The 26,301-nt window shown below is 34.2% G+C and carries 26 protein-coding genes; 6 read left to right on the top strand and 20 right to left on the bottom strand.

From position 1 onward, the window contains the following. Positions 1-15: 15 nt before the first annotated feature. Both ACEN2H_RS04605 and ACEN2H_RS04600 read right to left on the bottom strand, forming a co-directional pair. Positions 16-354, bottom strand: a complete 339-nt coding sequence (locus tag ACEN2H_RS04605) for a P-II family nitrogen regulator (protein ID WP_007138429.1) — start codon at positions 352-354, stop codon at positions 16-18. A 175-nt stretch (positions 355-529) separates the two neighbouring features. Then, on the bottom strand, positions 530-1,543 hold the full coding sequence (locus ACEN2H_RS04600) for an outer membrane beta-barrel protein (RefSeq protein ID WP_441730854.1): 1,014 nt from the start codon (positions 1,541-1,543) through the stop codon (positions 530-532). Between the two features lie 726 nt (positions 1,544-2,269). Between ACEN2H_RS04600 and ACEN2H_RS04595 the strand changes: the two genes are divergently transcribed. From ACEN2H_RS04595 to msrB, 6 genes are all read left to right on the top strand, one after another. Next, positions 2,270-2,965 carry a TIGR04282 family arsenosugar biosynthesis glycosyltransferase gene (locus tag ACEN2H_RS04595; RefSeq protein WP_441730852.1) on the top strand — a complete coding sequence of 232 codons (696 nt, stop codon included), beginning with the start codon at positions 2,270-2,272 and terminating at the stop codon, positions 2,963-2,965. A 47-nt stretch (positions 2,966-3,012) separates the two neighbouring features. Then, positions 3,013-5,988, top strand: coding sequence for a TonB-dependent receptor domain-containing protein (locus tag ACEN2H_RS04590; RefSeq protein WP_441730850.1), 2,976 nt, complete (start codon positions 3,013-3,015; stop codon positions 5,986-5,988). Positions 5,989-6,158: 170 nt separating this feature from the next. Beyond that, positions 6,159-7,148 (top strand): phosphotransferase, encoded by a 990-nt coding sequence (locus tag ACEN2H_RS04585; RefSeq protein WP_441730848.1) that lies wholly within the window; start codon positions 6,159-6,161, stop codon positions 7,146-7,148. Between the two features lie 11 nt (positions 7,149-7,159). Continuing rightward, positions 7,160-8,122: a nucleoside hydrolase gene (locus ACEN2H_RS04580; RefSeq protein WP_441730846.1), complete on the top strand. Its 963-nt coding sequence runs from the start codon at positions 7,160-7,162 to the stop codon at positions 8,120-8,122. 148 nt (positions 8,123-8,270) lie between these two features. Then, a complete protein-coding gene (msrA, locus tag ACEN2H_RS04575) occupies positions 8,271-8,903 on the top strand; it encodes a peptide-methionine (S)-S-oxide reductase MsrA (RefSeq protein WP_441730844.1) in 633 nt (210 codons plus the stop codon). A gap of 4 nt (positions 8,904-8,907) precedes the next feature. Continuing rightward, positions 8,908-9,450: a peptide-methionine (R)-S-oxide reductase MsrB gene (gene msrB, locus ACEN2H_RS04570; protein WP_441730842.1), complete on the top strand. Its 543-nt coding sequence runs from the start codon at positions 8,908-8,910 to the stop codon at positions 9,448-9,450. A gap of 164 nt (positions 9,451-9,614) precedes the next feature. Here the strand turns inward: msrB and ACEN2H_RS04565 are convergent, their stop codons facing one another. From ACEN2H_RS04565 to ACEN2H_RS04480, 18 genes are all read right to left on the bottom strand, one after another. Further along, a complete protein-coding gene (locus ACEN2H_RS04565) occupies positions 9,615-11,276 on the bottom strand; it encodes a serine hydrolase domain-containing protein (protein WP_441730840.1) in 1,662 nt (553 codons plus the stop codon). 69 nt (positions 11,277-11,345) lie between these two features. After that, complete coding sequence (locus tag ACEN2H_RS04560) at positions 11,346-12,146, bottom strand: helix-turn-helix domain-containing protein (protein WP_441730838.1); 801 nt, start codon at positions 12,144-12,146, stop codon at positions 11,346-11,348. Further along, positions 12,139-12,828 carry a haloacid dehalogenase type II gene (locus tag ACEN2H_RS04555; RefSeq protein ID WP_441730837.1) on the bottom strand — a complete coding sequence of 230 codons (690 nt, stop codon included), beginning with the start codon at positions 12,826-12,828 and terminating at the stop codon, positions 12,139-12,141. The genes ACEN2H_RS04560 and ACEN2H_RS04555 overlap by 8 nt, the downstream gene beginning before the upstream one ends. A gap of 10 nt (positions 12,829-12,838) precedes the next feature. Next, positions 12,839-13,864: a glycoside hydrolase family 113 gene (locus ACEN2H_RS04550; protein ID WP_441730835.1), complete on the bottom strand. Its 1,026-nt coding sequence runs from the start codon at positions 13,862-13,864 to the stop codon at positions 12,839-12,841. A gap of 123 nt (positions 13,865-13,987) precedes the next feature. After that, positions 13,988-14,257, bottom strand: coding sequence for a hypothetical protein (locus ACEN2H_RS04545; protein ID WP_441730833.1), 270 nt, complete (start codon positions 14,255-14,257; stop codon positions 13,988-13,990). A gap of 22 nt (positions 14,258-14,279) precedes the next feature. Beyond that, positions 14,280-14,861 (bottom strand): sigma-70 family RNA polymerase sigma factor, encoded by a 582-nt coding sequence (locus ACEN2H_RS04540; RefSeq protein WP_441730831.1) that lies wholly within the window; start codon positions 14,859-14,861, stop codon positions 14,280-14,282. Between the two features lie 26 nt (positions 14,862-14,887). Further along, on the bottom strand, positions 14,888-16,231 hold the full coding sequence (locus ACEN2H_RS04535) for a glycosyltransferase 87 family protein (RefSeq protein ID WP_441730829.1): 1,344 nt from the start codon (positions 16,229-16,231) through the stop codon (positions 14,888-14,890). Further along, entirely contained in the window at positions 16,228-17,709 is a 1,482-nt protein-coding gene (locus ACEN2H_RS04530; RefSeq protein ID WP_441730827.1) for a cellulose synthase family protein, read from the bottom strand. The genes ACEN2H_RS04535 and ACEN2H_RS04530 overlap by 4 nt, the downstream gene beginning before the upstream one ends. Positions 17,710-17,713: 4 nt before the next feature. Then, positions 17,714-18,403: a glycosyltransferase family 2 protein gene (locus tag ACEN2H_RS04525; protein WP_441730826.1), complete on the bottom strand. Its 690-nt coding sequence runs from the start codon at positions 18,401-18,403 to the stop codon at positions 17,714-17,716. Further along, positions 18,400-18,801 (bottom strand): toxin-antitoxin system YwqK family antitoxin, encoded by a 402-nt coding sequence (locus ACEN2H_RS04520; protein WP_441730825.1) that lies wholly within the window; start codon positions 18,799-18,801, stop codon positions 18,400-18,402. Before ACEN2H_RS04520 ends, ACEN2H_RS04525 begins: the two co-directional genes overlap by 4 nt. Before the next feature lies 1 nt (position 18,802). Further along, complete coding sequence (locus tag ACEN2H_RS04515) at positions 18,803-20,395, bottom strand: 4Fe-4S binding protein (protein WP_441730823.1); 1,593 nt, start codon at positions 20,393-20,395, stop codon at positions 18,803-18,805. A 1-nt stretch (position 20,396) separates the two neighbouring features. Beyond that, a complete protein-coding gene (locus ACEN2H_RS04510) occupies positions 20,397-21,692 on the bottom strand; it encodes an NAD(P)/FAD-dependent oxidoreductase (protein WP_441730821.1) in 1,296 nt (431 codons plus the stop codon). A gap of 87 nt (positions 21,693-21,779) precedes the next feature. After that, entirely contained in the window at positions 21,780-22,535 is a 756-nt protein-coding gene (locus tag ACEN2H_RS04505; RefSeq protein ID WP_441730819.1) for a hypothetical protein, read from the bottom strand. A gap of 73 nt (positions 22,536-22,608) precedes the next feature. After that, positions 22,609-23,301 carry a TIGR04283 family arsenosugar biosynthesis glycosyltransferase gene (locus ACEN2H_RS04500; protein WP_441730817.1) on the bottom strand — a complete coding sequence of 231 codons (693 nt, stop codon included), beginning with the start codon at positions 23,299-23,301 and terminating at the stop codon, positions 22,609-22,611. Next, positions 23,294-24,052 carry a DUF547 domain-containing protein gene (locus ACEN2H_RS04495; RefSeq protein WP_441730816.1) on the bottom strand — a complete coding sequence of 253 codons (759 nt, stop codon included), beginning with the start codon at positions 24,050-24,052 and terminating at the stop codon, positions 23,294-23,296. The genes ACEN2H_RS04500 and ACEN2H_RS04495 overlap by 8 nt, the downstream gene beginning before the upstream one ends. A gap of 69 nt (positions 24,053-24,121) precedes the next feature. Then, a complete protein-coding gene (locus ACEN2H_RS04490) occupies positions 24,122-24,994 on the bottom strand; it encodes a sterol desaturase family protein (RefSeq protein ID WP_441730814.1) in 873 nt (290 codons plus the stop codon). A gap of 8 nt (positions 24,995-25,002) precedes the next feature. Then, complete coding sequence (locus ACEN2H_RS04485; RefSeq protein WP_441730812.1) at positions 25,003-25,605, bottom strand: TIGR04282 family arsenosugar biosynthesis glycosyltransferase; 603 nt, start codon at positions 25,603-25,605, stop codon at positions 25,003-25,005. Further along, on the bottom strand, positions 25,595-26,005 hold the full coding sequence (locus tag ACEN2H_RS04480; RefSeq protein ID WP_441730810.1) for a rhodanese-like domain-containing protein: 411 nt from the start codon (positions 26,003-26,005) through the stop codon (positions 25,595-25,597). The genes ACEN2H_RS04485 and ACEN2H_RS04480 overlap by 11 nt, the downstream gene beginning before the upstream one ends. Positions 26,006-26,301: the final 296 nt, after the last annotated feature.

Genomic DNA, 26,301 nt, shown 5'->3' with positions numbered 1-26,301 from the left:
AGTTTATAAAGTGAATTAGCTTACAGCATCTGTTCCCTTTTCTTTAGTCCTGATTCTATACGTTTCTTGTATGTCAGAAACAAATATTTTACCGTCGCCTACCATTCCGGTATAAGCGGATTCTAAGATTGCATCAATGGTTTTTTCTAAAAACGGATCTGAAACTACTACAGATATATATCTTCTTTGGATGTCTGTCGTACTATAGGTTATTCCTCTATAGACATGGCCTTCCTTTTCATTTCCTACACCAGTAACATCCCAATAGCTAAAGAAATTGACTTCTATTTGATGTAATGCTTTTTTAACATCATCAAATTTTGATTTACGAATAACAGCTTCGATTTTTTTCATAATAAAATTGTTTTTTTAAACTTGATTTCTGAAGAGTAAAACTCACTCCCTCCTAATTTTTAATAGTTAAATAAGATTGGGTTCATAAAGAGAAACCGAAAGTGACAGTACCCTATTTAAAAATAAATGATATATAAGGACTGATTTGGAATCAGCCCTATATTTTGTGTTGGTATTAGAAACCGTAAACCATTGCTAAAGAAAATTGAGAAGCAGATTTTGTCGCGGCCATTTTGGAGTCAACAAATACTTCGTCTGAATTGTTATCCAATCTAAACTCAGGAATAAAGGTTAATCCTCCGGATTTTAAATTTGCAGAAAGTGTTAGTGCTGTGACTGATGTGTCTCCAGAACCTTTTTTGTAATCAAAATACTCTCCACGTAAACCTAAACCAAAGTTGTCAGATACTGCATATGATGGATAGAATGCAAGACCTGAATAGCCCGTATCACCGTCGTTTGAATAATCAGCAGCATTCAGACCCAATAAAAATTTATCAGAAAGTTGGAAAGTTGCGGTTAAGTCGACAATGGTACCACTTACTGAGCCATCCATAAAGTTGATGTAAGCACTGATGTTTTCAGTAGGAGTTAAAGATAACTGAGCTCCAACAGCGTTTAAACCTTTAAATGCGTCTGCAGTGTACGAATTCCATGCATCATTAAATGCACCAACCATTAAACCTACTTTGTCAGATACTGCATAAGTAGCTTTTACCCCTGCATTTTGGAATGGTCCATTGGTAAACAAATATGAAGTTGAATAGTGAAAGTTAGATAATGGAGAAATTACTTCATATCCTATAAATGTTCCCATAAAACCCCCTGTAAAGCTTAACTTATCAGTTGCTGCGTAAGTAGCATATAAGTTTTGGATGTGGAATGAGTTAGCACCTAATTCATCATAAGTTCCGTCTGAGTTTAAAATGGATTGGAATTGACCTCTAGGTCCAAAAGAAATTTCACCGACGAAAGAGGTTTTACCCGTAGTTTTTTTTAATGCAATATCGATCATACCCAATGAAAGTGAATTTTGGTCCGAAGCAAAACTCGTCGGTATGTTTCCAGTTTTAGAAAAATCATACTTATAGTACAGGTCACCAGAACCTGAAATTTCTAATGGTGTATCTTGTGCGAATGTTGCGCTTGCCGTTAGCATTAATGCTAAACTTAATAGTACTTTTTTCATGCTTAATTTAGTTTTGGTTAATTGATTGTTTTTGCTTGTTAATTTGTTGGTGTAATCTTTCATCTTTTTTGGTTTATTGATTTTTTTTTGAAAAAATATTTGGTGCTAGAAAAAAAAACACATTATTACTGTTTTTGAATTTAATTTGCTTTTTGTTGTTTATAATGGCAAACTTATCAACTTTTATTTAAGAAAAATAAATATAATTTGACTTTTTGACTAAAATGATGAAGAATTATTAATTTATAAAAATCAATTAAAAATAATATGGAATCTATAATTTCAATCAAAAAAAAGCACGGTATTAATAATCGATTTTTAAACAAAATATGAATTTATCTAGGTTTTAATAAAATTTAGATGCTAAATAAATAGCTTTAATCTAAAATAAACCTATTTATAAGTAGTATACCCCAAAAAAATAGGGGGTATGTTGTTATTTTTAATATTTTACTATTATTTTAAAAATCGAATTTATTTTTATTTCTGAAAATTTATTTCTGTTTGGAAGAACTATAAAAAAAACTATCAAGAGCTAGGGTAGTTTTCATTAAGATGAAATTATATTTTGTTTTTTTGGAAACTTATTAATACAACATTTAACTGTTTTTTTCTATTCTATAATGTGTACTTTTATACGCTATAGTATCTATGATAGTTAACAATAAATAGAAAAAAAACAGAAAGCTATCGTCAGGATTAGCTTCTCTATACGTCGTATTATTTATGAATTTGGACTGTAAACATTCTTCTTCGACAGCGATACTACTTTTTGCACAAAGCAATAAGGTAGAAAGCGCTTTGAAACCTATAGCTTATCAAAAGAAGCAAAATGATTTGCTGTGGCAAAAACTGAACAATAAAGTTCTACAAACAATTAGTAAAACAGCCCTTCCTTATTTTATTTCGGATGAAAAGACACAGGAAGGATTGTCTTTTGGAGAAAAGTTAAGTCATGCCATACAGTCTGTTTTTGATAAGGGTTTTGAAAAAGTTATAGTCATAGGAAACGACAGCCCCGGACTTACTGCAACGCATTTGCAAAATGCATTTTTGGGTCTAAAAAATAACAAATGGGTTTTTGGACCAGATTGTAAAGGTGGCACCTATTTAATTGGGGTTTCAAAATCTGTTTTTAATGCAGCATTATTTGCAAAAATAAATTGGCGTACTTCCCAAGTTTTAAGGCAATTAAAAGATCTATCTTTAGGACAAGCAATTCTACTTTCTCCTTTAAGAGATCTAAATGCTAAACCTGATTTCAAAAATGTACTCAAAGATTTTTCGTTCTGTAGTGTTTTTAAAAACAGTTTAGTTTCGTTATTATTTTGTCAACGTTTTTTAAACCGATTTTTAAAGAAATTCTATTCTTATAAGTTTGTTGGATTAAATTTTAATAAAGGACCTCCTGTTTTGGAGTAGTTTTTTAGCACTTTATTTTAAAATTATTTATCCAAAATCATACTTTAATGAAACAATTTTTCTTGTTTTTATTACTGAGTGCCACCACATTTGCTGTCGCTCAAGAAGACTTATCGGTCTCCATCATAGATTTTAATACGCAAAAACCTATTGCCAATTTAGAAGTCTTATTAGTTAATAGTTCTCGTAATAATAGTATCCAACAAATTTCTAATAGTCAGGGGAAAGTTACTTTTAGAGGAATTCCAGCCTTAGATGGATACCAAGTTATTTTTGAAGGAACGGCAATTTACGTTGCGCAAAAATCAGAATTAATTAGTGTGCGTTCGAATCAAGCAGCAAGTATTACTTTGGTTTTAGTAGCAAAAGATTCAAATGAGCTAAATCAAGTCGTGATTACCAAAGGCGCTAGTGCAAGAATTAATCGTCGGGATGCTGAGGTGTCTTTTGAAATGAAAGCAGCAGAGATTCAAGAAATCCCAGTAGAAGGACGTGATATAACGAGGGTTCTTTTTCGATTGCCCAATGTATCGCAAGCCACTGGTTTCTTTCCGGAATCACCTAATGTGAGTATCAATGGTGCGAGCTCTTTGTATACTTCTTATCTAATTGATGGATTAGATAACAACGAGCGTTTTCTTGGAGGACAAAAATTTGCTATTCCATCCGGATTTGTAAAAGATATTACGGTACTTACTAATAATTTTTCGGCTGAATACGGTTTAACAGGAAGCGGAATCATAAATATTACTCCGCGTTCTGGTTCAAATGAAACTACAGGAGAAGTTTTCGTTATTAATAGGCCAGGTCCATCTATTGACGGAAAATCCAGTTTTGCCCAAAGAGACTTATCAGGAAACCAAGTAAAAAATGGTTTTGCCCGTTATCAAGCAGGTGTGGGTATAGGTGGGGCGTTAGTGAAGGATAAGACATTCTATTATTTCAATTTTGAACACACTACAGACATAAAAGACAATTTGTTAAATGTACCGCAACTGGGCGTAAGAGAGACAGTGCGAGGAACAAATACATTTGATTATTTTTCGTCAAAAATTGACCAAATTTGGAATTCCAATTTTAACTCTTCATTACGAGCGAATGTTGGTGTAATAAATGTAGAACGTCAAGGCGGTGGACTCGACGGTGGTTCTACTTTTAAATCTGCAGGAAATAGTCAGCAACGAAATAGCATTTTAATAGCCTTGAAGAATAGTTATAAATTTGGAGATTTTTCAGGAGAAACGAATATGCAGTACAGCCGTTTTAGATGGAATTATGCAAACCCATTTAACCCTAATAGCTCACAAGTAACTGTTTTAGGCACGAATGACGAAACTTTAGGAGTAATTGGGAATCCAGGTTATGTTTTTGACGCGATTGAGAATACCATACAATTGCAGCAAAAAATTAAGTATTATACAGAGAATCATACTTTTAAGGCCGGTGTGAATTTTATCAGGGGAGATCATCAATTATTTGGAGGAGGAAATCCAGTAGGTAATTACCGTGTAAAGCTGAATCAAAACCAGATCGATGTTATTAAAAATCGTGGAGTAGGAGGAGCATTAAATGTAAATGATATTCCGCTTGATGCAAGCGTTTCAAACTATAATGTAGAATTGCGTCCTGCCTCTTTTGGAACTAATCAAGATATCTACTCGGCTTATGTCGAAGACTTATGGTCGGTTACTAATAGATTGAATCTTGTTTTAGGTTTGCGTTATGATTATGATAATTTGTCAAAAGGAGGAAGCGATAAAGGCGATTATAATAACTTAGCGCCTCGATTTAATTTCAATTATAAACTTGATAATTCTAGTAGCTTGCGTGGTGGCTATGGAATCTCCTACGACAAGGTGAATTATGCTGTTTATAGTGATGCTTTGCAACAAAACACCACGTCTCAAAGTTATAAATTACAACTAGAAGAATTGAAAAGATTGGGTCTTTTGCCAGCGGATAGCAATATTGATCGAATTACTTATAACGGAAACTTAGCTGCTTCTGTCTCAGGAGTGAATTATTTGCAAGGACCTTCAGCGAGTGATTTACAAGGGCAAAGAGAAAATATATTTTCTAATGAACGCAGAATTTTAAACCCTAATGGCTATAAAAATGCGTACTCTCATGAATTTGCTTTAGGCTACCAATTGCAGTTAACTGATGAAAGATTGTTTTTTGTAGATCTGGTGCATAACAGAGGGGAGAATCTAACACGATTGAGGAATCTTAATGCGGCGGCCGAATATCCAATTGATCCTAATAATGTTGTAATTAGAACACTGGCAGAAGCCGATGCAACAAGGCCTATTCCAATCATTAACGGAGGTGCTACAATCAACGGGCAAAGAGTCACTGGCATCGCCAGAAACGTTATCGTTAGTGAGAATGAAGGGAAATCAAGGTATTATGCCATGAGTTTCAATTACCAAAAAACAAAAGGAACCGATAACTATACCTATCGATTGAATTATACGTTGTCTTCGAGTAAAAATGATACGGACGGAATTAACTTTAGGCCTTCGGATGGGAATAATTATGCTAATGAATGGGGACCATCAGTGAATGACAGAACGCATAATATTAATGGAATTTATAGTTATTATCCGTTCAAGGGAACAACGGTTACCTTGGCTGGTTTATTGCAAAGTGGCCAACCCATAAATCGCATTCCTCTGGGTTTTGGAACAACAGATTTAAATGGGGATGGCGCTAGCTTTTCGGATGCTTATCAAGGGAACAGTGACCGTTTTCCGGGCGAAAGCAGAAACAACGATCGCTTGCCTTGGAGTACAACCTTTGATTTAGGTTTGCAGCACCAAATAACGATTGCAGGAAATAATAAATTTGAATTACGTGCTGATATTTTTAATATTTTTAATGCCGAAAACTTAAGCGGATACAGTAATAATGCTACTCAAAGTAACCAAATACAAGGAGGCTCGAGCGCTAGTGGATTGTTTACACAAAGAAACGCATCTCCGCCGAGACAGTTTCAATTTGGAGTACGATACTTATTCTAAATAGAATTTGTGTCTCGAGGTTTTTAATTTGCGTTAGGGATAGGAGTGACATCTCCCGATTTAGAAAAACAAGGCTTTTTTTTAGCCGTAGTTTTTATTAATCAGGAATATAACGGATAGCCCGCCCGCCTTTTTTTGGAGGGAACGCCCATATAAAATAAAAGTAAAATATGTTTATACTAAATGAAAATGAGCCAGAAGAATTGGTCACTTATTTAAAGCAACAAAAATGGTTGCAAGAGGAAGAAACCATCATTTCAGTGTCTAAACCTGGAGAGGGAAATATGAATTGTGTCTTGCGAATAGAAACGGAAACGCGGTCATTTATTATTAAACAATCCAGGGGTTACGTGGAGAAATATCCGCAGATACCAGCGCCTGCAACACGCGTTCTTAATGAAGGCGCTTTTTATAAAAAGATCACGAGCTCGCAGGAAGTACAAGATTTAATGCCAAAACTTTTAGGTATTGATGCGGTTAATAATTTGATTGCTTTAGAAGATTTAGGTAAAACAAACGATTATACTGTTTTGTATGATTTAGAGCAAAAAATAAAGCAAGAAGAGTTGCTTCAATTAGTTCATTATTTGAATGGCTTGCATAAAAATTTTCAGAAAACGGTTGTCGATGACGAATTGACTAACACAGAACTGAGAACATTGAACTATGAACATATTTTTGACTATCCTTTTCGGGAAGAAAACGGCTTTAATTTAGATACCGTTCAAGAGGGTTTGCAAGCATTAGCTCTACCTTACAAAAAGGACTCGGAATTAATACAAAAAATGGAGTATTTAGGTTCCTTGTACTTGTCAAAAGGAAAATATTTATTGCACGGGGATTATTATCCCGGGAGCTGGTTAAAAACAGCTGATGGGATTAAGATTATAGATCCCGAGTTTTGTTTTTATGGCTTACGCGAATTTGATTTAGGCGTACTATTAGCGCACATGTATTTAACGCAACAAGAGGATGCTGCAATTGCTTTTGTAAAAGAAAAGTACCATTTTTTTGTTGATTTAAACGCCGTAATTTTAAACGGTTTTATTGGTGCTGAAATCATGCGCAGGTTAATAGGTCTTGCACAATTGCCTTTAAAAATGGATTTAAAAAGAAAGGCTACATTATTAGAGTTTGCTCAAAATTTAATTTTAAAATAAAAAAAAATACTATGAATATTAAAATAATCGCCTTCGCCTTATTGTTCTCGGCATCATTGCAAGCGCAAACTAAAGTATGGTTTGACACTGATATCATGATTGGGATGCCTGATAAGACGCCACGAGAAGTAGATGATGGAGTTACCTTAATTATGGCTTTAAAACAAGCTCAGATTGAAATTGTAGGAATCAGCTCGATTACTTATGTTGATTATAGCTATGATGTTATCAATAAGATACTAAAATGGCACAACAAAGGGGCTGCAATTCCAGTGTACAAAGGATCACCAAAAGCGGATGATTTAGGCGTTGAAAATGATGGAACAAGAGCGTTATATAATGCTTTAAAGAAAGAGGAGTTGACTATTTTAGCACTAGGACCTATGACTAATATTGCTACTTTGATCCAAAATCATCCTGATATTATTCCGCAAATTGAGAAAATTTCAATCTGTGCAGCAAGAACTCCTGGTCTGCTATTTAATCCAGGAAACGGAAAACTGAATGTGTTTGATTATAATTATGAATTAGATAATAAGTCAATGGATGTGGTTCTTAATTCTCCTATACCGCTCGTATTTGCTGGCTATGAACCCAGTTCCTATACTCATATTGGGAATATTGATTTGGCTAGTTTAGATTTGAATGAAGAGGCAGATAAGTGGTTGTTTGATATCGTGCAACCTTGGATGGAGAAAAACGAAATGTTTTTTGGTGTTAGAGGATTTATTCCTTTTGACTGTTCAACGCTAGGGGTTATTACGCATCCAGACTATTTTACGTATTACAAGGATATTCCTATTCAAGTAAATTATAAAAAGAACGATGCGCTTATTGTACAACCCAACAAACCATTTAAAAACTTTTTGGAAGTATCGTATAAATTTAAATCCAAAAAGAAAGTGGATTATGCCATAAGAGCGCTACAAGGTTTTGAAGAAAAGATACTGGAGACCTTAAGCGTTAAAAACTAACAAAATTTTAGGACTTGTTTCAAAACCGGATCTAGAAATCAATCGTATATTACAAAAGAGATTAATAATGAAACAAATAAGTCTAAAAAACGGTTGTAATACTGTTTGGATATAATGAGTGAAGGAACATTTATAAAAACAACAACAAATGAAAATTAAATTAGTAAGTTATGTAGTCGTGTTATTTACAATTTTAAGTTGTAACGCACAGACAAAAAAAATGTCTTTAGCACCTGAAAAAGGCAAAGCAATTGCTGTTTTCGCATCGGGTTGCTTCTGGTGCACTGAGCATGTATTTGAAGCTGTTGTAGGAGTAAAGGAGGCCGTTTCTGGATACTCTGGCGGGAACGTTAAAAACCCTTCCTATGAGTTGGTAGGTTCAAATACAACTGGTCATGCAGAGTCCGTTGCTGTTTTCTATGATCCTAAAGTCGTTTCTTTTAAAGAATTAGTTAACGTATTTTTTGCATCGCAAGACCCTACAACTCCTAATCAGCAAGGTCCTGATCGAGGGTCTTCTTATCGTTCTATTGCTTTTTATAAAAATGCAGAAGAGAAGAAAATTATTGAAGATAAAATTAAGGAGCTTACCGCCAATAAAGTTTTCTCTAATCCTATCGTTACAGAGGTTAAACCCGTTTCTGATTTTTATGAAGCCGAAGCCTATCACCAAGATTATGTGAAAAAGAACCCAAACCAGCCATATGTGAAAGGGGTTTCAGTACCGCGATACAATAAATTTATAAAAACATATAAAGGAAAATTAAAACCTAAATCGTAAAGACATGAAATTATATAAACAACTATTAATACTGCCTGCAATAGCGTTTAGCTTTATCGCTTGTATGCAAGGAAATAAAAGTGAAAAAGCAATCACAGAAGCACAAGTATCTACGAAGCAACAACCGGTATTGTCATTGAACGATACTACGTTTAAGAAAGTCGTAAAAACAGATGCGGAATGGAAAAAGGTATTGACTGATAATCAGTATTATATTTTGCGCGAAAAAGGAACGGAGCGTCCTTTTCAAAATGAATTTAATAGCAATCACGAAAAAGGCGACTATTTTTGTGCCGCCTGTAAATTGCCTTTGTATTCCTCTGAGACGAAGTTTGAGTCTGGTACGGGTTGGCCTAGTTTTTACGCTCCAATAAATAAAGATAGAGTAAAAGAAGTGGTTGACAAAAGCTTAGGAATGGTCCGCGGTGAAATCGTATGCGCCCGCTGTGATGGACATTTGGGACACCTTTTTGATGATGGTCCCCAACCTACAGGTTTGCGTTATTGCATGAACTCGGGAGCAATGTTATTTCAAAAATCAGAATAAATATTGGTTAATTATTTTGTTCAAAAAAAGAGCGTTTGTTTTATTTTAAACAAATGCTCTTTTTGGGTTTATTTATCACACAAATTGGTTTGCCACTACAGGTTAAGCCGAATAAATAAAACCTTACCTCGACATTTATTTATAAGCGCGGCTGCCAATTAGCTTTAGTTTTCAAGATAAGGTAGTATATACTTCTCAAAAATGGCTTCGGGTTGTTGCGTTTTTCCATTTCTATAATTTCCAGATGTGATAACCACAACTGTTTTTAAGTAAGGAATAACAAAAAGATATTGCCCTCCGGCTCCTCTAGCTTCAATTGCTTCAATAACTTTACCGTGAGCTAGGTATGTATTATGCCACCATAAATATCCGTACCCATTTTTATCCGTCGTGTTTTCTAAAACGCGATAATTTTCAAAAGAACTTTTAGTCCATTTTTCAGAGATTATTCTTTTTGAGTCCCATTTTCCTTTATTAAGATAGAGTTCTCCAAACTTCAACATATCTTTAGAAGTAAGATACATTCCTCCCCCAAAATATGCATTTCCATTTAAATCAGTTTGTATAATGTAGTTTGAAATCTCCAGTTTTTGAAATAAATTTTTATCCATAAATATCTCTAAAGGTTCTGAAACTAAAGAATCCATTGCGATTCCAAGTAAATATGGGTTTGCAGAGCCATAATTTGCTTTTGTATTAGGACTATTTATCATTGGAGCACTTAGAACTGCTGCTATCCAATCCTTTGACATTTGATAGTTGTCTTCAACTGCAGGAGATTTTGGATTGGCATTAATTCCATAGTCAATTGCATCTAAGCCTGAGCTCATTGTTAAAAGGCTTTGAATATCTATTTTTTCTTTTAAACTGTCCTTTTGAGTTTGATATTTTTCGGGCAAAAAATCAAAAATAGATTGCTCAACATTTTTGAATAATGATTTGTCTTTTACAATACCGACTATCGCAGAAGAAATACTTTTTGATGCCGAACGCATGTCGTGTGGAATACTTGCATTGTAACCATCAAAATATTTTTCATAAACAAGTTTACCACTTCTAGAAATTAAGACGGAATGTGTATTGGGCAATGAATCATTTGAAATAAGGCTTTCCATCTCAATAAGTTGCAAAATTGATTTTTTATTTTCTGTGCTGAACCCGCCAATTACCCAATCAGTTTTGGATTTTATCAAATCTATTTGGGTAATTAAATGGCTTCCCAAAAATATTTCTAACTGAATATTATTAACTAATAGTTCTGCTTTAAACTGCAATCCAGTTTTAACATCACTAAATAATATTTGATTCTTGCTTTTTTGAAAATTATTGCACCAAGTACCTGTGAAGCGATTATCACCAAAAACAGGATAGGCTTGGTAATCATTATCAGAACCATTTTCAATACTTAAATAAAACTTTTGAGACTTGAGTTTGTCCACCATTAGTAAATCCCATGCACCTACAAAGGAATTGTTTTTTGATTTAATTAACTTAAGGTGATATAGAAGCAATCCAGATTTGATAAATCCATTTATTTCTTTGCCATTATTGGCAATTGTGCCTTCAAAAAATAAATTTTCTGCAAATGGAATGTTTATCCGTTCAATATTTTTTGTTTTAAATGGATAATTAATAATGGCATGATCGTTTGAAATTTTGAATAGTGCATCTTCAAATCCTAAATTTTCTATTTCTACTTTTAAATTGAATGTTTTAGAATTTTCTATTTCCCCCTCCCAGCCATCTGTGTATTCTTTCATATTCTGCGTATAAACAGCAAGCGAAAAAAGGATTAAAAAAAATAATAAGCTGTTTTGAAATTTCATTTTTAATTATTTTTGAATCAGTCGTAAAAATAGAATCTTCACAAAAGGAAAAATTGTATAAAATTAACATCAGTACATTTTTCCCAATAATTTTTTTGGGGTGGTATTATAGATTTTTTTAAAATTTGTAATAAAATGACTTTGGTCGTAAAAACCGCATTGATAACAAATTTCTGTCATTGATAATTTGTTTGAAGTAATTAGGTGAAACGCTTTGTTCAGTTTAAGTAATCTAATGTAATTTCCTAAACTTGTTCCAAAATATCGACTAAATTCTCTAGATAAGTGAATTGGGTGTATTCCTAAAGTTGAACTTAAATTATTCAAAGAGTAATCTATTTCTTCTTCTAAAATTAGCTCTTGCAGTTTGTTTACCCATGATGGTTTTTTTGTTTTTTCTTCCACGGGTTGAACTATGGTACTGAATACTTCAATCAATGATGCTTCTATACTTAAATTTGAATATTGATCATTTATTTTACTTTCAACAAATATTTTATTCATTAAGTTCTTAACTAGTGGACTTCTCAAATTAACACTGCCTTCAAAAGCTATTGCCTTAATATCAAAATTTGCAAACCAGCCTTCGTTGAGTTCTACATGAAAACCCCTTGTATATCCAGGAGATTTTATATTATAGTGGGCATCTTGCCAATTGTGAAACAATAAACTTCCTGGTTCTAAATAATAAGATTCTTTTTTATTAGATTCAAATAATTTCCCTTGAAGTAGATAAGTAAAATAAGGGTTTTCGTGATAATGCCAGTCCACTTTGGCATGTGTGTATTCAGTATCTGTAACAATTATATTTTTAAAAGCTGACTTTTTGTAATGTGTTCCATAAAATTCACCTTTTTCTAGTTTATCCATTATAAGCAGCAACTAATTTTTCTGCCATTGCTAAAATATCACTAGCTTCATAATCAGGCCCTTTGGATAATGTGTATAACGACTGTCCTTCACGGGCTATAAACCCCGTCGCCAGACCAGCATTGGCAGCTCCTGCCAGATCCCATCCGTGTGCGGCAATCATAATCATTTCCTCGGGTTTCACGCTGAGTTTTTCAGCCGCCCAAACATAAGTTTCAGCAGTGGGTTTGTATTTTTTTATGGCATCGATACTTAATGCAAGTTCAAAATGATTTGTCAGATTTGAGTTGGTCAATTGTTCTTTAAGTGCATATTCAGGGGAGTTTGTCAATGTAGCCAGCCTGAAACCCTTGTCTTGTAGTAGCGTCAATCCTTTTTCCACGTCCGGATAGGCTTTCAGAGTCTTAATTGCCGACAGTGCTTTTTTCATATCCTCGTCAGATACAGTTTTATTTAATGAAGCTGCGGTCATTTTAAGTACAGCTCCAGCAATATTACTAAAGTCGTGATATTGATCCGTACAATTATCCACTAGCGAATAGTGCAGTACCATACCAAACCAAATTCGGAATGCTTGTGGTTCTTCGAGCAGGGTATTGATATTAGTTTTCAAGGGTGCCATGTCTAATAATGTTTCATTTACATCAAAGACTATAACTGGTTTTGTTCTATTTGAATTCATAAGTTGAGGTTTATTTATACCATTTTTTTAGTGTTTCTAAAGCTGGTTTTTCCTGTGGGGTGTAGTCAATATTCTTTTTCTTGTAATAATCGTCAGCATACCATTTCCATGCAAATCCGCCAGCATACCACTGTTGTTTTGAAAAGCTCTGGAAAAGGGCTTCATACCCATTGGCTTGAGCCAAATTATTGATTTCAGTTTCAGTTTCGGTCCAAGGGGCTTCAGCAGCTTTATTGGAATTGCGATAGCCAAACTCGGTAAAGAGTATTTTTTTGTTTGTTTTTTGCTGAACAGTTTTTATTTTTACAATATGTTTTTTCCAGCTTTCATTTAATGCTTCTATCGAAGGGGTTTCTTCAACTGCTAGTGGAAAATACGCATCGATCCCTATGTAGTCGAGTTCATTCCAAAACGGAATCGTTTCAAAACTATCCCAGTTTGCTGCATAAGTGAGTTTACCAGAATATATTTTTTTTATTTTTTGAATGAGTTGTATCCAGTATTCCGGTCGCTTAGCAATTGGGTTTTCTAACTCTGTACCAAAACAAAAGAGCTCTATTTTTTCTTCCTCGGCTAATTTTGCAAAGTCAAGAATGTATTTTTCATAATCAGCTTCCCAATGTTCCCATTCCTTTTCATTTGAAAAATCCAAGTCACCGGTATAAAAATTATGATTGACCCAAAGGTGTGGTTTTAGCATTACCTTCATTTTGTACTCATGTGATTTACGAATACTTGCTCGGATTCCTTCCGACCTTTCGCCCCACCATTGTCGTTCATTATTATAGGATACAGAAGCTTGATCAATATCTACAAAGGCATATGGGATTAAGGATATAGCGTTTATATTGTTTTCTTTCAAAGACTCAAAGGTACTATTATTCAGTTTTTTAACAGGAGCTACTAAATTAATACCTTTATACTCCATATTGTATTTAAGGCGAATAATTTCAGTTTTATCATTCGCATTGTAAAAGGAATAGCCACTAATAATTAGGATGAAAAAGATTAAAATGGCAAGCTTGTTTTTTTTCATAGTGCTAAAGTTAACATTTAAAACTGGCTAACTGAGTTTCTCGTATGAAAGTATTATTTTACAGTTTATTATTTATTTTACCGCGCTGCCATTTTTTAATATTTTGGCGTAAAAAAATTCAGGTTACGCTTTCTTTAATTTCTCAATAATGGTAAGCTTCTTTGCTTTTACCATTTGCATGCTTCCATTTGCTTGGTTTGGAGCAAACCATTGGCCAAGTAGCGCATCAATTAGTTTGGACTGATGCTCATAGGCATTGCAGGTTTCACACATGGCTTTGTGCGCCTGTAATTGCATTTTTTCTTTTAATGTTAAGGAGGTTAACATTTGTTTGTCTATTAACTCTGTTGATTTTTTGCAGGTCCTCAACAGCATTCTCATTACTATGTGCATTTTATTTAAAGTTAAAGCGTTATTAAACCCATTTCATTTCCAAACATTTTCTCAAAAGCAGCTTTGATCTATGTACAATCTGCCAATAGTTAGACGGAGTGATTTCCAGTTCCTGACAAATTTCAGTAGTATCCTTATCTGATAAGTATTTGGAAACCAAAGCTATTTTCCATTTATGGGGTAAATCATTCATGCATTCCTGCATGACTAGATTGAATTCGGGATTGTCCAACAACTCTTCTTCCTGCTCCCAGATCGCTTTGATATCATTGCTGTTCCAGCAGCCATAGGTGTTGAATAAGCCTTCGGACAAGTTGACACCGCTAGTTTCAGTTAAACTAAAGGTTTTTTTGGTAGTTTTAGCACTCTTTCGGTAATAGTCAATTACCTTGTTATTGAGGATAGAAAACAGCCAGGTTTTGGGCTGACTATTCCCTTGAAATGTATTTATTTTATGAAAAGCCGACAAAAAAGTTTCTTGGACTAAATCTTCGGCAGTTTCTTTTGAAGAGGTTTTGTAGAATGCCCAACAATAGAGTTCGTCGCTAAATTGATTGACCCAATTTTCCAATAGCATTTTTGGGTTTTCGGTTGTAACATCCATATATCTTTAGGCTTCATTAATTTTAATTACGCCAAATGTACTATTTTTTTGTTGCGCGGAAAGTTAGTGTTTTCACAAATTAAATAAGCAATAACTTGTATATATTCGATTGCAATTAACCAAAAGTTCTCCTGAAATTCAGGATTGGAGTAGGCGATGTAGCTCAAAACCACGGTAAGACTCCAGACCAGCGGATAGTTGTGTTTTGTAAATACACAAATCAAAACTAAATTGATGACGTACCAGGGATGAACTGTTGTAGACGTAAAAAGATAAATTGTTAAAACCACTAGGGAACTTTGAAACAATTCGGGAGTCGTTTTATTTTTTCCTATCAATGCTTTATAAACGATAAAAAGAATCATTAGGACAGGTATGATTTTACCAGTGGTATGAATAATATTATAGCCTGTTATCCAAAAACCAAGCTCACGAATAAGATAATAGATACTGGCGTTAAATTCAAAATTGGTAAACCACAACCCTATTGTCTCACTGTAATTTTGAATTAGTTCAGAAGAAAGAAAAGGCAAAAAGAGAATAATATTAGCCCCAATAACAATACTGTAGAAAACGATTGCCTTTTTCCAGCCTAACTTTTGAAAAAATAGGGGCAATAACAACAAAGGGAGCAACTTTACAGAAATAGATAATGCTAAAATCACAGCAGCAGTTTTCCATTTGTTTTCGTGCAGCAAATACATGCTCCAAACAAAAAAGAATAGCATCACACCTTCAAAATGAAGATTTCCGCTAAGTTCTACAATCACCAATGGATTCAATAGATAATAAAAAATACGGTATTTTTTCAGCCCTAAATTCTCTAATAATCTACTTCCAAAATAAAAAGTTCCCAGATCTGCTATGATGGTTATTACTCGCATTCCTATGACTGCAGCAATTACAGAATTAGCACTAAAAAAAGCAGCAATGGCAAAGAACAATTGATTTATAGGAGGGTAATTAGAGTAATGACTCGCACTCAAGCTTCCCATTCCGGTATAAAGCTCCTTGGCATTAGCCAAAGTAAAACCGTTTTGAGCCATCAAATCCTTAGGTAAATGTAGATAGGGGTTTATTCCTTCTAATAACAGGCGACCATCCCAAATAAAACGAAAATAGTCTTGAGAAAGATTTGGTAAAGCCACACTGAAAACTAATCGGAATAGTATTGTGGCAGTAATTAGAAAAATAAAGCTATTCTTTTGAAGCTGTATAATTTGAAAAAACAATAAAAATAACAAACTATATGAAATGATAAGCGCTACAAAATCGGTTCGTTCGAGTATATAAGCAATATATCCATATAAGCCGAGACTTGCTGCAAGGTAGCTGTATGACTTTAGGTTATTTGTAACGGTAGAATTCATCGTGGGTCAGTGATGGATTTTATGAAAACAAATCCAAACCCACAGAAAAGCATACCGTGTAAAGCCACTAAGCTGAAGTCATTCAATAAGAAAGCACTGTAGATCCCGAAAGTGAAATAAAGCATCAAGGCACCTTCGATAAATACATTCTTAGATATTTTTTTAGAGAGATAATTGTTCTGTTTCCATTTGTCTTTCAGGCCTTCAATATTCAGTTTTGGAGTCCGTATAAATTCACTTTTTTTACCCCACAAGCCTTCTAGAACAGCGACAGAATTATGGAACGAAAACCCCATAGCAATTGTATAGAAAGTAACAAACAAACATACATATTGAATGAAGTTTTTGCTACCGCCGCCATGTATGCTTTTGTAGGAAACCCAATAACTAATAAAAAAGAGAATGGAGGTAATGATAAAAAAGATTAGAATATTGAAAAAGGATTCAAATTGCACGTATTCATGTCTGATAAAAAGAACTGGAATACTCAAAATCGCCATAGTAAAAAGTGCCAAGAACATAGAACTGTTTAATAAGTGCAGAATACCGTGGGCTTTGGTTTTGAATCCTATAGTATCCGACTGTAGCACTCGAGATGCTATTTTACTGAAATTTTCAGCACCCCCTTTATTCCAACGGAATTGTTGGGAACGTGCCGCGCTGATAACGGCGGGAAGTTCAGCGGGTGTTTCAATATGTTCGAGGTATTTAAATTTCCATTTTTTTAATTGTGCCCTGTAACTCAAATCTAGATCTTCGGTAAGGGTATCACTTTCCCAGTTTCCGGCATCGAGAATGCAGGTTTTCCGCCAAACCCCAGCAGTTCCATTAAAATTGATGAAATGAGATTTGGAGTTTCGTCCAACTTGCTCCAGTGTAAAATGTGCATCAAGTGCAAAAGCCTGTATTTTTGTAAGCACGGAATAATTCCTGTTTAAATGCCCCCAACGGGTTTGCACTAGACCAATTTTTGTATCTTTAAAATAAGGGATAGTGCGCAGCAGCCAATTTTTTTGAGGAACAAAATCGGCATCAAAAATCACTATGAATTCTCCTTTTGCAGTAACTAGACCTTCTTTTAAAGCTCCCGCTTTAAAACCCAGTCGGTTGCTTCGGGTGATGTGGTTGATGTCCAATCCAGTGCTTGCTAATTTTAAAATTAAACGGGCTGTATCAATAACACTATCGTCAGTGCTATCGTCTAAAACCTGAATCTCTAGTTTTTCTCCCGGGTATTCTAATGCTGCGATAGTGGTCAACAAACGTTCCACAACGTATTTCTCATTAAAAATGGGTAGCTGAATTGTTATTGGAGGAAATACGTCCCCATTAGAAAAGTCAAACTGGGCGGACTGATCTATTTGTTTTTTGTTTTTTAGATAATTGATCAATAAATTAAATTGAGCCAAACCATATAAAAATATCAATAGGATGGATACGGCGTATAGAAATAAAATGATATAGGAAACTTGTAACATATTTTTATTTGAAGGTATATTTAAAAATCCAGCTGATTATCTTTATTCCTGCCATTACCGATCCTTTAACCGTTCCAGATACTTTAGATAGCCCAATTCTATTTTTGTAACGTACGGGGATTTCGACATAGCTCATATTTTGTTTCAAGACTTTTAGCTGCATTTCCACGGTCCAACCGTATGTTTTGTCCTGCATGTCCAAAGCTAGTAGTTTTTCATATTTAATGGCTCGAAAAGGACCTAAATCAGTGAATTTTGCCTTAAAAAACAGCCCCATCAAAAAAGTAGCAAGCCGGTTTCCGAAAATTTGTTGTGGTGTCATTGAATATTTTTCTCGTAGGGAATCTACTCTCGCCCCAACGACAAAGTCGATATCGTCATTTAGTATTGGAGCAATTAGTTTAGTTAATTCCTCTGGGTAATCTGAGTAATCACCGTCCAGAAAAACTACTATATCGGGTTTTATTTTTTGGTTAGCAATGTATTCCATTCCTTTTAAGCAGGCATAACCATAGCCTTTTCTGTTTTCTGAAAGTACTGTTGCTCCAGCAGCTTCTGCAGCTTTTATTGTATTGTCCGTTGACCTGTTGCTGATGACAATTACTTCATGGACAATTTTTGGAATTTCAGCAATGACATTGCCAATAGCTTTTTCTTCGTTATAAGCTGGAATAATTACTTTTATTTTACTCATAAGAAGCTTCTGTTATTGTCTTTTTTGAATTCAGCAGATGAATTCCATTCCTTTATTTTTTTACCCATAACATATTTTTCGACTCGAATAATTTGACTGTTTCTATAAAACAGGGAAAAACCATTTGTTTCATCGTTTTCAAACTGAGATTTTTTGTTGATTTCTTCATTAGAATTGTAAAAAACCCACCATTTGCATTTTTTGTTATTTTTAAAATGACCTTCTTCTTTTTTATTTCCGTTTTCGAAATAATAAAACCAGTAATCCATTTTTTTATTTTGGTTTAACCAGCCTTCCGATTTTATTTTTCCATTTTCGTAGTACTCTTTATAGTAGCTTTTTTGCGCAGATACTTTTATAAAAGCTAATAAAATCAAGATGTATATTCCTTTTTTCACTCTATTTATTGTTGAGCAGATCCATCAAATTGACATCATTTCCTAATAGAATTTCATTCGAATTAATTCTTCCTTCTTCAGAACCATTTTCTAATTTCAATACTCCTCTAGGACATACTGCCGCACATATTCCGCAACCTACACAGGAGGATCGTACAATATTTTCTCCTTTTTGGGCATAACTTCTTACGTCTATTCCCATTTCGCACTGCGTTGTACAATTTCCGCAAGAGATGCATTGCCCACCGTTTGTGGTAATTCTAAATTTAGAAAACAACCTTTGTTGAAGGCCTAAAATGGCGGCCATTGGACATCCAAATCGACACCAAACACGATTTCCTAACAAAGGGTAAAAGCCTACTCCAATAACACCACTAAATGCAGCGCCAATAGCAAAACCATACCATTTTTTTAAGGCATAGCTATCTATAAAAAGAATATTTTGATTGCCAGAAAAGAAATTAATTGCTATTGCGATGATGATTATGGCAACCAATGATAGCATAGTATATTTAGCATCTGCATCTAAATCCTTACGTTTGAAGTAATATAAAGCCCCAGTAAAAAGGATTAAAAAACTAACAATCCCATATATAAACTGGTTTCTTGTAATAAAACTTAACTCAGGATTATTAGATAAGAAAGTGAAGATTACTGCAATAGTGGTTACAAACGAGAAGACCAAAACCGAATGGATCATCCAACGTTCAATTTTCCAAGATGTTTGGCTTGAATCTGACAAATGACGAAAAGGATCTCCTGCCGTTTCTGCCAAACCTCCACAGCCACAAACCCAAGAGCAATACCATCTTTTCCCATAGAAATAGGTCAGGATCGGTGAAATAATAAATATCATGGCAACACCAAAAATTAGCATAAACATTCCCAGATTTCCACCTTGGATCATATTTTTCAAATGCCATTCTTCAAAGAAATAGTAGTTTAAGGGCCACATATTCTTCAAATCTTTAGCAAAATAAGGTAGGTTAGGATTTAATTTAGATAGAATTTCAGGTATTAGGAAGGCAAAACCCAATTGGAAAAACATTACAGAAATAGTGCGGACTAATTGGTATTTATTATTTCTATATTTTAAAATAAATTTGTAACCCAAACCTAAAATCGCAAGGGTATAAAAGGTTCCATATACAAACCATTGACTAGCTGCATGTCCATTTATAAAATAACTGAAAGGGTCAAAGAAACCGACAATTCCAGAATTTGCCGATCCATTTTCCCCAAAACCTAAATAGCTGGGATACCAATATAGGACAACGTAAAATGAAGTTAGTAAAATACCCAGCATATAAGCAAAAACACCCCGGTTAGTAAGTGATTTATGGTAGAGTCCGTTATTACTAATCCCTGCGGGTTTAGTCAAATAAGTGTTTCTGGAATAGATTATTATTCCAATTAATATGGAGGAAATGGAAATAGTAAACCATATTGTTTTATTTGGAAAACTGATATTAAATAAGGCCAATGTCATGATGAAAAGGCCAATAAAACCTATTGTTAATCCTAGTTTTTGAATGGTGCTTAACTTATTGTCCTGATGGGAAGCGATGGAAATATTTTTTACTGATTTGCTCATTTTATTCTATTTTTAATCCAATGAATTCGGTTGTAAACTGCTGTTGTATCTCTTTGTTATAGTTGGTAAAAAACTCTGGATCAAAGTTGGCTTCCGCCAAATGATTCATAACATAATCAACCGTTTTTTCATCTGTAAGCAGCTTATCAAAGAACTCATGACGCAAGCGTATTCCAAAAGTATTGATCCCCAGAAACACACGACTTTCTTTATGAAAGGAAATTCGGATTGCTTTTTTACCGTCTTTATGTTCCCAATAAAATTGAATTTCATGTTCCATTGGTTCTGCAAAAACCCATCCATAGGTTTGGTACTCTATGTCTAAAAATTTAGCCGAATTGAACCAATGGCCAGGATTGTATTGAGTTGGTTTACCTGTCAGCGTTTGTGCAAGGGCTTCGCCCATCATTCTTCCTGTATACCAAACCGCTTCAATTGGCTTTCGTAAACCAATGCCTTCGTGCTGTTCTGCGCAATCGCCTATGGCATAAATATCTTTGACGTTTGTCTCGAAAAAACGATTTACCTTAACGCCGCGCCCCAACTCAATTCCAGAATTTTTCAAAAAACCGATATTTGGAGAAACTCCCGCAGTTAAACCAACAATTTCACAGTCAATGGTTTCTCCTTTGTCAGTAATAATACCCTTTACGTGACCATTTTGATCGGAGAGTATTTCAACTAGATTAGTCTCCAAACGCAAATCGATATGATACTCGAGAATATGACGATTGATCATCTGGCTTTCGCCCAAAGGTAAAACACCGCTCCAGAAGCTTTTTTCCCGAACTAAAAAAGTAACGGGGATATTGCGGGAACGGAGCATTTCGGCCAATTCGATACCAATTAGACCTCCACCTACAATAACGGCACGCTTTGTTGTGGGGGCCCATTTTTCTAAGGCTTCCAAATCTTGTTTGTCGTATAAACCTGTTACTCCATTTAGATCTTGGCCCGGCCAACCAAATTTGTTGGGAGTGGAACCAGTAGCAATTACTAATTTATCAAACGGAATGCTTGAATTATCTGCCAATAAAAGAGACTTTTCTATTGTCGACACTTTGGTTACCAGCTTATGCACTAGATTGATGTTGTTCTTTTTCCAAAAATCATTTTCATAAGGTTGGGTATGTTCGAATTTCATATGGCCCATAAAAACATACATCAATGCCGTTCTAGAAAAGAAAAATTCTGTTTCTGAAGAGATGATGGTGATTTTTGAATCGGAATGTTTTCGGATGTGCCGTGCGAGCGTCGCTCCCGAAATTCCGTTACCAATGATGACAATATGTTCCATAGAAAAAGGCTTTCGTTAAATAATTAGGGCAAGTAAGAATGGCTATTCAACTATAAAGGTATTATTTTAGACGTAAGGGGACAGTTTTTATTTTGTTTTAAAGCTTGAATCTGTTTTGAAAGTGTCCTCGTTAACGGTAACAAACTTAATGTTTCTTAGGCTTGCGTTTCCAATATTATTCGTAAGTCCTTGGCCTTCTTTCCATTCCCAATAAAGCCATTTTGTAGCGATAGGAATTCCATCGACATCTTTATATTCTAAATATTGAACAGCATGAGGATTTTTTTCTGCTTCCTCTTTAGTTCCATTTGCAGTAACAATATAGGCCGCTTTTTCGATTAAATTGGTCGCTTTGTCTGCATAAACCACGTACCAATCATCTGGAGCATCGCCTGTACCTGATTCGAACGACAGTTTTTGGCTAAGGTATTTCTCCTGATCGGCTTCTATATTGTCGTATGTGCTCCATTTTGTTCCTGGGTCAGTCAATTTATAAGGGAATAAGAAAAAATATTCCCAGGTAAAAGCATCAAATCGTACTCCTTTTTCATTGGGGATATTGGAAGAATAGAAGACTTTGTCTTTATCAAAAATAATTTTGGAGCCGTTTTTATACTCAATTACTCCTTGGCTAGAGTTGGTAAGAATAGTAAATTTAGCATCCATTCTTTCTTTCCCTCCAAACTCCAATTTAAAATCATATTGAATGGCTTGCTTATTTAAAAACTTTTCTTTTTGGTGCCCTCTTTCTATTTTTTGTGTAAAGCTTTCGTTTTCTTCATTTGATTTACATCCTGCAAAGACAAGTATGGAAAACAAGATAGTAGCAAAAATTTTATTCATTATCGTATTGTTTTTAATATTTAGTAAATGATTGTTTTTAATTTTTGTAAAATGATTACAAGACTTTAGCTCGCTATTTTATTCTTTTTTTATAGTAATTCAACATGCTTTCTGCCGAATGTCCTAACCTTCGCTTTAAGTGAATAACTGCAAAATGGTATTGCAAACGCCAGACACCATTTTCCCTATATCTTCTTGCCGAAGTAATCAAATCTTCAGGAATCACCACAAACTGTTTTTTTTGGTACAATCTTGAAATGATCTCGTTGTCTTCATATATGATATAGTCTTCGTTAAAGCCTTTTATTTCATCAAATAGTGTTTTAGATACGAATAGAGATTGGTCTCCGCCACGGCAGGAAATATGATTTATTCTGGTAAACCACTGGGAGAATTGCAAAACAGGATGCGAGTAATCAAATTTCATTCTGAAACAACCCGCGCCATTCCCCTTTTGAACCTGATCCATAATGAAGCGGTCAAAACTCTTAGGCGGAAAGCTGTCACAGTGTAAAAAATAGAGCAGTTCAGCATTGGCAATTTTGGCACCTGCATTTAGCTGCTTGGCTCTTCCTTTTTCAGAGGTAACTAGAGTGACATTTTTGTGTTCTATTACTTTATTTTTTGAACTGTCAGTACTTCCTCCATCAACGACTATAATTTCATACGGGATTGATTGTGATACATTTTTTTCAATATACAATAAAAGTTTGTCAATTGCCTCTTCTTCATTGTATATGGGTATAATGATCGAAATCTTAATCATTCAATGTCCAGTTGTATTCTTTATAACTAATTTTTGCGTTGCTATTTATTTTAATGCTGCTGTACTGGTTCAGGAAGTCAATAACGGTTCCTTTTTTCTTGAAATCGCCAGAAAACCAATCGAATATCTTTGATATTTCCACTTTATTAGAGGCAATGGTATTTTTGCTTTTGTCGTTAATGAAGTTTTTGGCAACGGTAGTTAATTGCTTTTCTAAATTGGCTTCGGTGTAAGCTTCATTTAATAAATTTGGACAAGAAAAAGAAGCGCAATTGATGGCAAAATGAATTCTAGGTTCACTCATTTTTCGAAGAATTTCATGTTCTATTTGTTCTAAACTGTATTTATTAGAACCTAAAGTAAAAAACTTTTTCCCCCAAGGATCATTGATGTCTTTTATGCTTTTAACGGGATAATTATCTAATATTAATTTCACGGTATAGGCATTATAAGCATTTATCCAATAGGCCAAAACTGCATTTTTTGACCACGATTTTTTAGGGACGTTAGCTGCCAAAACATCTAAATATGATTGCAATTGCTTGCTGTCTTTTTGAAACCCTTTATAATCTACAATCCCATTTTTTGAGACGTTTTTCTGTAGCAAGATATTCCACTTAGCATGATCTGCACTTTGTATCGTTTCGGAGGTATTTATTGGATAAGCTAAATCAGGAATTTTGTTGTTCTGTCCACTCTTTCCACAATAAAGAAACGGCAAAAGTAGCAGGCTTATAAAAAACATTTTCATCAGTAGTATTATTTAGTTATTTCAGAAATAGACAGTAATAAGGCTCATTCCTGACAAACAACAGGAATGTTATTTTTTTAAAGGATAGAGTTCTTGTGTTATAAAATCTTTCGGGAACTTATTTTCGCCCTCAAACCCAATTTCAATATCCCTTCCGTCACTTGGTACATAATTGGTTTTGAATAAATAGTCCCATATACTTAACGAAATTCCAAAATTGACTCCATACTTATTGGGTAACTTTTTACTGTGATGCCAAATATGCATCTTAGGATTGTTGAAAATATATTTCAATGGACCATAGTCCCAACCCAAATTTGCGTGGTTCAGATGACCAATTGCAATGGTTACAAAGTGTACAATAAACACATCTTGTAAGTTTACGCCACCTATCAAAATTATAGGTACATAAAGTATCGATTTGTATACTATAGGTTCCATCCAGTTGTATCTAAAATGTGCTGCAAACCCCATTTCTTTTACGCTGTGGTGTGTTTTATGGATATTCCATAAAAAGGGAATCATATGTAACGATCGATGAACGTTCCACTGAATAAAATCACTGATCAGAAAAAATAACAGTAAAGCGATGGGTTTTGGCAATTCTGATATGGAGAAAAGCTGAATCGAGACTAATTGGACTCCAAAAAACGATAGAAAATCATTGATTAGCTGTTCCGATACATTAGATAGCGCGATAACAAGGATGAGATTCAATAAGAAAAAATTGAAAAACATATAAAATAAATCGAGCCAAAAGTCTTTACGAAATACGGCTTGATTTTTTCTCCAAGGAAAAGCAATTTCTAGTGTCCAAACGACAAGAGATATGGCTACTAAGCCATAAAAGTAATTATCCCAGTTCCAATATAAAATTTCATTAATTAGGTAATTAAAATAACCTTTATAAGAATTAAGTAGGATGTCAATATATTTTTCCATTTTTATTTTTAGTTATTTTGAAGATAGTTATAGGTACTATTCATTAAATCTTCAAAAGTGTCAATGTCATTTAAGGTCGGCATTAAATGAATTTTCTGAGTTTCTAAATCTTTCATCGTATCTATAAAAACCGATGACGTACCCCAATTTTTATTTTTAAATAATTTGCCGTTCATTTCTTTTAGACCTAACAAATAATAACCGCCATCTTCTGCGGGCCCCAATACCACCTTGTTTTTTTGTAATTCCGTAAAAGCAGTTTCAATTAATTCCGATTTTAAATCGAATAAATCACTGCCAACAATAATGCAATTTTTATATCCCATCTCGAAAAGCAGTTCGAATGCAGTCTGCATCTTGTGCCCTAGGTCGCCTTTGGACTGGATTTTTTTTTGATACATTGCATCTGTCCAAATATCTCCTTCAACAATTGCACTGTCATAAAAAACAAATTTATCACAGCCTATATTTTTGGTTTGTTCCATGGTGTGCTGGAGCAAGTCTTTGTATACCTTTAATGCATCAGTATCACCGATGGTTTTTGCCAAACGTGTTTTGACTTTCCCTAATTCGGGATTTCGGATAAAAATGAGTAAGGCATCAGTTTTCATATACCTTGATTCCTTTAGTTAGATAAACGCTCCATTCTTTGTTGAAGGCATGTACGCTGTCCGTTTCTATATTTAGGTTATTTACGACTTTGCCGCCTGTATTTTTGTATTCGAAAATACCACCGTATAAATTATAAACATTTTTGTAACCCGATTTTAATAGCTTTTCACCGATTCTCTCACTGCGAGCACCTATGGAACAATAGACAACGATAGTCGCATTTTTATCTTTTACTGCAGAAGTGACGTTTTGTATTTTAAAATGGTCAAAACCAACTTGAATTGCATTTTTGATGTGGCTTACGTTGAACTCTTTTGGTTCGCGCGCATCAAGATAAATAAGCTCACTGTTGCTTTTTAGCTCGTCGACTTTGATATAAGGAACGCTCTGTTTATTCAAGTTTTTTAGCACCTGTGGAATACTGCTTTGTGCAGAAACCATCATGCAGAAAAAGTGGATAATAATAAATAAATAGAAGCGCATATTATTTTTGTATAAAGATATTTAAATAATTAGACGTAATAAAACTTATTTACTGACAAAACTTTTAGACTATTGATAAATAGGTAATAATGAAAGGAAATTAGCTCTCCTTTTAATCTATAATGAATTTGCTTACAGATAAAAATAGCGCAAAATATTCAACTATATAAAAGCTTCGAAAATACTCCGATATGATGTGACTACTGTTTAAT

This window comes from Flavobacterium sp. W22_SRS_FP1, from assembly GCF_052113685.1.
Classification (GTDB): Bacteria; Bacteroidota; Bacteroidia; order Flavobacteriales; family Flavobacteriaceae; genus Flavobacterium.
The sequence above is the reverse complement of the archived record's forward strand: the minus strand, read 5'-3'. Positions and strand labels throughout refer to the sequence as shown.